Origin of the sequence: Streptomyces fuscigenes (assembly GCF_021556455.1) — a bacterium.
GTDB classification, from domain to species: Bacteria; Actinomycetota; Actinomycetes; order Streptomycetales; family Streptomycetaceae; genus Streptomyces; species Streptomyces fuscigenes.
This window is the reverse complement of sequence record NZ_JAKGCV010000241.1, coordinates 1-8,645: the sequence shown is the minus strand read 5'-3', so window position 1 is coordinate 8,645 and position 8,645 is coordinate 1. Positions and strand designations below refer to the sequence as shown.

Below are 8,645 nucleotides of genomic sequence, written 5' to 3'. Positions count from 1 at the left end.
AAGCGGCCTCCCCCGGCCCGTCCGACGGCCGCCGCGCGCCCGCCGCGGATGCCGCGTGCCCACCGCCTCCCGCTCCCGCTGCCGGCCCCCTGCCGGTCCGGCCTCCTACCGGCCGCCGCCGAACGCCGCGTCGAACGACGCGCTCGGCGGATCGAAGTCGAAGCGCTTCAGGTCGCGCAGCGCCTCGGGCGCCCCGGCCAGCCGGTCCATGCCCGCGTCCTCCCACTCCACGGAGACGGGCCCCTCGTAGCCGATGGAGCGCAGCATCCGGAAGACGTCCTCCCACGGCACGTCGCCGTGGCCCGCCGAGACGAAGTCCCAGCCGCGGCGGGGATCGCCCCACGGCAGATGGGAGCCGAGCCGGCCGTTGCGCCCGTCGAGGCGCTTGCGGGCCTCCTTGCAGTCGACGTGGTAGATCCGGTCGCGGAAGTCGTACAGGAAGCCGACCGGGTCCAGGTCCTGCCACACGAAGTGGCTCGGGTCGAAGTTCAGCCCGAACGCGGGCCGGTGGCCGACGGCTTCGAGGGCACGGTGCGTCGTCCAGTAGTCGTACGCGATCTCGCCGGGATGCACCTCGTGGGCGAAGCGCACGCCCTCCGCGTCGAACACGTCGAGGATCGGGTTCCAGCGCTCGGCGAAGTCCGCGTAGCCGCGCTCGATCATGCCGGGCGGCACCGGCGGGAACATGGCGACCAGGTGCCAGATGGGCGACCCGGTGAAGCCGATGACGGTGTCGACACCGAACGCGGCCGCGGCCCGCGCGGTGTCCTGGATCTCGGCCGCGGCGCGGCGGCGCACCCCTTCGGGCTCACCGTCTCCCCAGACCCGGGCGGGCAGGATGTCCTGGTGGCGCTCGTCGATGATGGCGTCGCAGACGGCCTGCCCGACGAGGTGGTTGGACACGGCCCAGCACTTCAGGCCGTACTTGTCGAGCAGCTGGTGCCTGCCGGTGAGGTAGTCCGGGTCGGCGAGTGCCTTGTCGACCTCGAAGTGGTCGCCCCAGCAGGCCAGTTCCAGGCCGTCGTAGCCGAAGTCCCGGGCGAGCCGGCACACCTCCTCCAGCGGCAGGTCGGCCCACTGTCCGGTGAACAGGGTGAACGGACGTGACATGCGGCTGCTCCTCCTAGGCTCGGCCGGTGGCGGCGACGGCCGCGGCGGCCGGTGGGACGGGTGCGGACGGGGCCGGTACGGGCGTGTAGAGCGCGTTGTTCGCGGCGCTCTCCTCCACCGCCGCGAGCACGCGCTGGACCTGCAGCCCGTCGGCGAACGACGGGGCGGGATCGGCGCCCTTCGCGACGGCCTCCACCAGGTCGCGCACCTGGTGGACGAAGGTGTGCTCGTAGCCGAGCGCGTGTCCCGGCGGCCACCATGCCTCCAGGTACGGATGCTGCGGCTCGGTGACGAGGATGCGCCGGAACCCGGCGATGGTGGCCTGTTCGGTGTGGTCGTGGAAGGAGAGTTCGTTCAGACGCTCCAGGTCGAAGGCGAGCGACCCTGCCGATCCGTTGATCTCCAGCGTCAGGGCGTTCTTGCGTCCGGCCGCGAACCGGGTGGCCTCGAAGGAGGCGAGCGCCCCCGAGGCCAGCCGGCCGGTGAACACGGCCGCGTCGTCGACGGTGACCGGGCCGAGCGAGCCGCCGGCGCCGCCGGAGAGGCCCGCGGAGGGGCCGTCGGGGACGGGGCGCTGCTTCACGAACGTCTCGGTCAGGGCCGAGACGCCCGCGATCGGCTCGCCCGACAGGAACTGCACCAGGTCGACGATGTGGGCGCCCAGGTCGCCGAGGGCCCCGGAGCCCGCGTACTCGCGGCGCAGCCGCCAGGTCAGCGGGAACTCCGGGTCGACCAGCCAGTCCTGGAGGTAGGTGACCCGCACGTGCCGCAGGGTCCCGAGCCGGCCCTGCTCGATCAGCTTCCGGGCGTACGCCACGGCGGGCACCCGCCGGTAGTTGAAGCCCACCATGGCGAGCTGGCCGCGGGCCCGGGCCGCCTCGGCCGCCCGGACCATCTCCTCCGCCTCGGCGACCGAGTTGGCGAGCGGCTTCTCGCACAGCACGTGTTTGCCCGCCTCCAGCGCCGCGACGGCGATCTCGGCGTGGCTGTCCCCGGGCGTGCAGACGTCGACCAACTGCACGTCGTCACGCGCGATCAGCGCCCGCCAGTCGGTCTCCGCCGCCGCCCAGCCGAGCCGGGCGGCCGCCTCCCGCACCGCGGACGCGTCGCGGCCGCACACCGCGGCGAGGCGCGGCCGCAGCGGCAGGTCGAACACGTGTCCCGCGGTGCGCCACCCCTGGGAGTGGGCGGCGCCCATGAACGCGTATCCGACCATGCCGACGCCCAGTGTCGGCGGCGCACCACCGGCCTCGGCCTCCGATGCCTGCGTGGGGGTCATAGGGGACACTCCTCGTCTGTGTCGGTCAGCGGTGTTGCAGCAGTCCCGGCGGGTATACCTCACCCGGCTGTGCGGGTCAGTTGAAGCCCGTCGGCAGGTACTTGTCGATGTTGGTCTTGTCGACGACGGCCGAGAACACCGCGATCTGCGTGGGGGTCTCCGACTCGGAGATCCCGCTGATGCCCTTCGCCTGGCCGAGCGCGCGCGCCAGGTCGATGGCGGAGGCCGCCATGCTCGGCGGGTAGAGCACCGTCGCCTTCAACACCCCGTCGTCGGCCTTGATGTGGTCCATGGCGGACTTCGCGCCGGCGCCGCCGACCATCAGGAAGCCGTCGCGGCCGGCCTGGTCGATGGCGCGCAGGGCACCCACGCCCTGGTCGTCGTCGTGGTTCCACAGCGCGTCGAACTTCTTCTGGGCCTGGAGCAGCTGGGCCATCTTGGCCTGGCCGGACTCCACGGTGAAGTCGGCGGCCTGGCGGGCCACCTTCTTGATGTTGGGGTAGGTCTTGAGCGCGTCGTCGAAGCCCTGGGTGCGCTGGCGGGTCAGCTCCAGGTTGTCGATGCCGGCCAGTTCGACGACCTTCGCGTCCGGCTTCCCCTTGAGCTTCTCGCCGATGTAGTGCCCGGCGTTGAGGCCCATGCCGTAGTTGTCGCCGCCGATCCAGCAGCGGTAGGCCTGCGGCGTGTCGAAGATGCGGTCCAGGTTGATGACGGGGATGCCCGCGCGCATCGCCTTGAGACCGGCCTGGGTGAGGGCCTTGCCGTCGCCCGGCAGGACCACGAGGACGTCGACCTTCTTGTTGATGAGGGTGTCGATCTGGCCGATCTGCACGGCCGTGTCGTTGGAGCCCTCGGTCGGCACGAACGTCACGTCGGAGTAGGACTCGGCGCGCTGCTTGGCCTGCACGTTGATGGCGTTGAGCCAGCCGTGGTCGGCCTGCGGGCCGGCGAATCCGATGGTGACGTGCTTGCCGGGCTTGTCGTCCGCCGCGGCCGGCTGCTTCGCCGGCGTCGACGCCTTCGCCTCGGGCTCGTTGCTGGTGCATGCGGTGAGGAGGGCACCCGCGCCGATCGCTGCGGTGCCGAACAGCAGTCCTCTGCGGCTCGTGTCAGGCATGAGGGTCGTGGCCTTTCGCGTAGGGAGGGACGGTTGTGGCGGGTGTGGGGGGCGGCGGGACCGGTGGGCCGGGCGGGTCCGGTGCGGCGGGAGCCGGCACGCGGTCGCCGGTACGCGGCGGCGCGGACGCCGGGGTCGGTGGTGCCGGGGTGGTGCGGGTGCCGTGGGCGGAGGCGGCGCGGCCCGCGTCAGGCCTCGCCCGGGCCCGCGCTCCTGCGCTGGACCAGGACGGCGGCGACGATGATCACGCCCTTCGCGATCTGCTGCACGTCCGTCTGGAGGTTGTTCAGGGCGAAGATGTTGGTGATCGTCGTGAACACCAGCACGCCCAGCACGGAACCGACGATGGTGCCGCGGCCGCCGCTGAGGAGGGTGCCGCCGATGATGGCCGCGGCGATGGAGTCCAGTTCGTAGAGGTTGCCGTTGGTGTTCTGGCCGGAGCCCGAGAGGATCACGAGCAGGAACGCGGCGATCCCGCAGCACAGGCCGGACAGCAGGTAGAGGTAGAGCCGCTGCCTGCGCACGTCGATGCCGGCGAGCCGGGCGGCCTCCGGGTTCCCGCCGACGGCGACGGTGCGCCGGCCGAACGTCGTCCGGTTCAGGACGAGCCAGCCCACCACGGTGACGCCCGCGAAGACCAGGACGAGCGGCGGGATGCCGAGGACGTAGGAGTCGCGGGAGCCGAGGTCCAGCACCGACTGGACGCTCACCACCTGCGTCTTGCCGTCCGTGAGCTGGAGCGCGAGGCCGCGCGCCGAGGCGAGCATCGCCAGCGTGGCGATGAACGGCACCATCCGGCCGTAGGCGATGAGCACGCCGTTGACGAGGCCGCAGCCGAGCCCCACCACCACCGCGGTGAAGGCGATCCCGGCGAAGCCGTAGTTCTGCGTCGCCAGGGTGGTCGCCCACACCGACGCGAGCGCGACGATCGCGCCGACGGACAGGTCGATGCCGCCGCTGGTGATGACGAAGGTCGCGCCGACCGTCACGACGCCGATCACCGAGGCCTGGGTGAGGACGAGTTGGAGGTTGCTGACGGCCAGGAACTCGTCCGGCTTCGTGATGCCGCCGACCAGGACGAGCGCGGCGAGCACCGCGAGCAGCGACAGACTGCGCGCGTCGAAGCGCAGTCCGAGGCGGCCGCGGCCGCCCGGGCTCCTCCCGTCGCGGTTCTTCCCGCCGGGGCCGGGCGCCGCCTTCGCGGTGTCCGCCCGCGCCGCGGGGGGCGGGTCGGTGGCGGGTACGGCGTCGGCCCCGCCCTGCTGGGCCTCGGAGGCAGGCTGTGTCATGGCGTCGGGCTCCCTTCCATCACAAGGTCGAGTACGCGGTGTTCGTCCAGGTCACCGGCCGGTGCCCGGTGCACGATGCGGCCCTCGCGCAGCACCAGCACCCGGTCCGCGAGGCCGAGCACCTCCGGCACTTCGCTGGAGACGAGCAGGACGGCGAGGCCGTCGTCCGCCAGCCGGCGGATCACGGCGTAGAGCTCGGCGCGGGCGCCGACGTCCACACCGCGGGTGGGTTCGTCCAGCAGCAGGACACGGCAGCCGCGCAGCAGCCACCGGGCCAGGACCGCCTTTTGCTGGTTGCCGCCGGACAGGGTGCGGACCGCGGCGTCGGGGTTGTCGGGCCGCAGGGAGAGCTCCCTGGTGGCGGCGTGCGCGGCGGCGCGCTCGGCGGACCGGTCGAGCCACCCGCCGCGCGAGAAGCGGGACAGCGTGGAGACCGACACGTTGCCGGTGACGGTGTCCAGCATCAGCAGGCCCTGCGCCTTGCGTTCCTCGGGGGCGAGCCCGAGCCCGGCGCGCACGGCGGAACGGACGCTGCCCGGGCGCAGGGGACGGCCGCCGACGAGGACGCGGCCCGTGCTGGGCTTGCGGGCGCCGTAGATGGTCTCCAGGATCTCCGAGCGCCCGGAGCCGACGAGCCCCGCCAGGCCGACGATCTCCCCCGGACGCACCTCGAGGTCGAAGGGAGCGAACTCTCCCTGCCTGCCGAGCCCTTCGACCACCAGCAGCGGCTCCGCCGGGGTCGTGGGCGCGGACGGGCGGGCGGGGAAGGCGTTCTCCACCGCGCGGCCCGTCATCAGGGTGACCACCTCGGCGGTGGGTGTCCGCTTGGCGGGCAGGCCGACGGCCACGGTGCGTCCGTCCTTGAGGACCGTGACGCGGTCGCCGATGCGGCGGATCTCCTCCAGCCGGTGCGAGATGTACACGACGGCGACACCGTCCGCGACGAGCGTCGACACGACGCGGAAGAGGTTGTCCACCTCGTCGGGGTCGAGCGCGGCGGAGGGCTCGTCCATGACGATGAGGCGCACGTCGTGGGAGAGGGCGCGGGCCATGGAGACGATCTGCTGCTGCGCGGCCGACAGGTCGCCGACGGGCCGTCCGGGGGGAATCTCCGGGTGCCCGAGCCGCTGCAGCAGGGCGGTGGCCCGGCGTCGGGCCTCGCGCCCCCTGACGACGAAGCCCGCCGTGGTCAGTTCGTGGCCGAGGAAGATGTTCTCCGCCACGGACAGGCCCTCCACCAGGTCGAGTTCCTGGTAGATCGTGGCGATCCCGAGGCGCATGGCGGCGGTCGGCGACTTGAGGGTGACCCGCTCGCCGCGCCAGGTGATCTCGCCGTCGTCGGGCTGGTGCGCGCCGGCGAGGACCTTGATCAGTGTCGACTTCCCGGCGCCGTTCTGGCCGAGCAGGCAGTGCACCTCGCCTGCCCGGACGGACAGTTCGACGCCGTCCAGCGCGCGAACGCCGGGGAAGGACTTGGTGATTGCGGACATCGTGAGCAGTGCTGGGTCGGGTGGCGCTGGCGCCATGGCATGTCCCCTCGGCAGGTGCGGCCGTGCCGGCCGCGGACGGCCGCGGTGCGGCCGCCGGTGTCGATACGGGTGTGACGTAATGGGCTGCGTGCGGTGCTCGTCGTGCGCGGTGCGGTGTGGTGCGGTGCTTGCGGTGCTCGTTGTGCGCGGTGCGTGCCGTGCGGTGCTTGCGGTGCGCGGTGTGTGCCGTACTCGTGGTGCGCGGTGCGTTGCTCGCGGTGCGTCGGGCCGGGCGACCGGCCGGTGAGCGGGAGTGCGGGCGCGTGCCGTGGTGCGTGGCGGACGCGGTCGTTCGCGTACGGGGCGGACCTGCGCGCGGCAGCCGTACGGCGGGACGGAGAACGGTTCGGAGCGCGTGGTGTCCGGTGGCTGGTACCTGGGTGCCTGGCGCCTGGCGGGCGTCACGTGCACGGTGGCGCGCGGACTGCTGTGACCGCCCCGACCGCGGCGGCGCTGTGCGACGCGGACGTGGCGGTGGTGCGTGTGCGGCAGTGGTGGCCTGCCGCGGTGACACGGGTGGCGCCGGTGCGTTCGGGGCGTTGACGAGTGTGCGCCGTGCGGACGGTGCGGGCAGTGCGGCGGTGCGGTCGGCATACGGGACGGTGCGTGTGGCCCCCGTGGTCCACGGGAGCCGTTGGGCCCGCGTGGTGCCGGTGGGGACCGTGCCGGTGGTGCTCGTGCGGCCGTGCGGGTGGTGCCCGTGCGGTGCTCGCGGTGGTCCGCGCGCCCCGAACGGTTTCGCGGTGCCCGATGCGGCGCCGGTGCCGCCGGAGCGGTGCCGGTGCCGCACCGGCCGCTCGCCGCCGGTGGGCGGCGGGAGCCGGCCCGGGAATCAGGCCGGTGAGAAGAGGTGGTCGCTGATGAGCCGGGCCGCGCCGGTGACTCCGGCGTTCTGCCCCAACTCCCCCAGCACGATGGGGAGATTGCCCGTCGCGAGCGGGAGCGACTGGCGGTAGACCTGGGTACGGACCGCGGCGAGCAGGGTGTGCCCGAGACCGGTCACACCGCCGCCGATCACCACGAGGCCCGGGTTGAAGAAGCTGACCAGTCCCGCGATGACCTGGCCGACGCGGTTGCCGCCCTGCCGGATGAGGTCGAGCGCCGTCGCATCGCCCGCGGCGGCCGCCGCGGCGACGTCGACCGCGGTCAGTGGCCCCTTGGCGGCCAGCCGGGCGGCGAGTTCGGGCGAGGCACCGGAGCGGGCCGCCTCCTCGGCGTCCCGGGCGAGCGCCGCGCCGCTGAAGTGCGCCTCCAGGCAGCCCTTGTTGCCGCACGCGCAGGCCCGGCCCTCGGGCTCCACCTGGATGTGCCCGATGTCGCCCGCGCTGCCCGTCGTACCGCGGTAGACCTCGCCGCCGACGACGATGCCGCAGCCGATGCCGGTGCCGATCTTGACGCACAGGAAGTCGTCGACGGATCGTGCGACGCCCGCATGCTGCTCCCCCATCGCCATCAGGTTCACGTCGTTGTCGACCATGACCGGGCAGCCCAGTTCCTGGCTGAGGGCCTCGCGGACGGGGAAGCCGTCCCAGCCCGGCATGATCGGCGGTGCGACCGGCACGCCCTCGGGGAACCGCACGGGACCCGGTACGCCGATCCCGGCGCCGTCGAAGCCGTCGGCGAGACCGGACACCCTGAGCTTCGCCGCCATCGCGAGCACCTGCTCGAACACGGCGACGGGGCCCTCCCGGACGTCCATCGGGTGGTTGAGGTGGCCGAGCACCTCCAGTTCGGCGTTGGTGACGGCCACGTCGACCGAGGTGGCGCCGATGTCGACACCGAGGAAGCGGAGTCCCGGTGTGAGCCGGATGTTGTGCGAGCGGCGCCCGCCCCGGGAGGCGGCGAGGCCGTCGGCGACGACGAGTCCCGTCTCCAGGAGCCGGTCGACCTCGACGGCCAGCTTGGACCGGGACAGGTCGACCTGGTCGCCCAGTTGTGCGCGCGAGTTGGGCCCACCGTCCCGCAACAGCCTGAGCAGTCGCGCCTGGTGGGCGTTCGCGGGTCGTGCCGTCATCCGTCTCACGCGCCCCTCCCCGCCATGTCGGCCGTATTTCCCGTCGCTTCCGGTGCTTTCGAGTGGAACGTAGCAGCGGTTGACCGCAGGGGGAAGAAGTTGCGCGGAAATCAGGAGCAACTTTCCCCACAGTGAAGACAAAGCGCGGGACACCTCGGCCTGACGGGTCGGGCCGGGCGAGCCGTCCTTCATGCGCTCGACGTACTGCGCGAGGGTGGTCGGCTTCTCGGCGTCGTGGGTGGAGGCGAAGGAGGAGACACCGAGGATGGTCTCCTGGTTCTCGAAGTCGCTGAGCAGGCCCTCCTTC

The 8,645-nt window shown here is 72.9% G+C and carries 6 protein-coding genes; all 6 read right to left on the bottom strand.

The window, feature by feature from the left end; all coding sequences use genetic code 11:
• Positions 1 to 105: 105 nt before the first annotated feature.
• A complete protein-coding gene (locus L1885_RS18645) occupies positions 106 to 1,110 on the bottom strand; it encodes a sugar phosphate isomerase/epimerase family protein (RefSeq protein ID WP_235798284.1) in 1,005 nt (334 codons plus the stop codon).
• A 13-nt stretch (positions 1,111 to 1,123) separates the two neighbouring features.
• Positions 1,124 to 2,389 (bottom strand): Gfo/Idh/MocA family protein, encoded by a 1,266-nt coding sequence (locus L1885_RS18640; RefSeq protein ID WP_235798283.1) that lies wholly within the window; start codon positions 2,387 to 2,389, stop codon positions 1,124 to 1,126.
• A gap of 76 nt (positions 2,390 to 2,465) precedes the next feature.
• Positions 2,466 to 3,506, bottom strand: coding sequence for a substrate-binding domain-containing protein (locus tag L1885_RS18635; RefSeq protein ID WP_235798282.1), 1,041 nt, complete (start codon positions 3,504 to 3,506; stop codon positions 2,466 to 2,468).
• 188 nt (positions 3,507 to 3,694) lie between these two features.
• Entirely contained in the window at positions 3,695 to 4,795 is a 1,101-nt protein-coding gene (locus tag L1885_RS18630; RefSeq protein ID WP_235798281.1) for an ABC transporter permease, read from the bottom strand.
• A complete protein-coding gene (locus L1885_RS18625; RefSeq protein ID WP_235798279.1) occupies positions 4,792 to 6,321 on the bottom strand; it encodes a sugar ABC transporter ATP-binding protein in 1,530 nt (509 codons plus the stop codon). The genes L1885_RS18630 and L1885_RS18625 overlap by 4 nt, the downstream gene beginning before the upstream one ends.
• Positions 6,322 to 7,156: 835 nt before the next feature.
• A complete protein-coding gene (locus L1885_RS18620) occupies positions 7,157 to 8,338 on the bottom strand; it encodes an ROK family transcriptional regulator (protein ID WP_235798278.1) in 1,182 nt (393 codons plus the stop codon).
• Positions 8,339 to 8,645: the final 307 nt, after the last annotated feature.

Coding starts and splice junctions, on each gene's coding strand:
- L1885_RS18640 (WP_235798283.1), bottom strand. CDS start 2,389: ATGACCCCCACGCAGGCATCGGAGGCCGAGGCCGGTGGTGCGCCGCCG.
- L1885_RS18645 (WP_235798284.1), bottom strand. CDS start 1,110: ATGTCACGTCCGTTCACCCTGTTCACCGGACAGTGGGCCGACCTGCCG.
- L1885_RS18630 (WP_235798281.1), bottom strand. CDS start 4,795: ATGACACAGCCTGCCTCCGAGGCCCAGCAGGGCGGGGCCGACGCCGTA.
- L1885_RS18625 (WP_235798279.1), bottom strand. CDS start 6,321: ATGGCGCCAGCGCCACCCGACCCAGCACTGCTCACGATGTCCGCAATC.
- L1885_RS18620 (WP_235798278.1), bottom strand. CDS start 8,338: ATGACGGCACGACCCGCGAACGCCCACCAGGCGCGACTGCTCAGGCTG.
- L1885_RS18635 (WP_235798282.1), bottom strand. CDS start 3,506: ATGCCTGACACGAGCCGCAGAGGACTGCTGTTCGGCACCGCAGCGATC.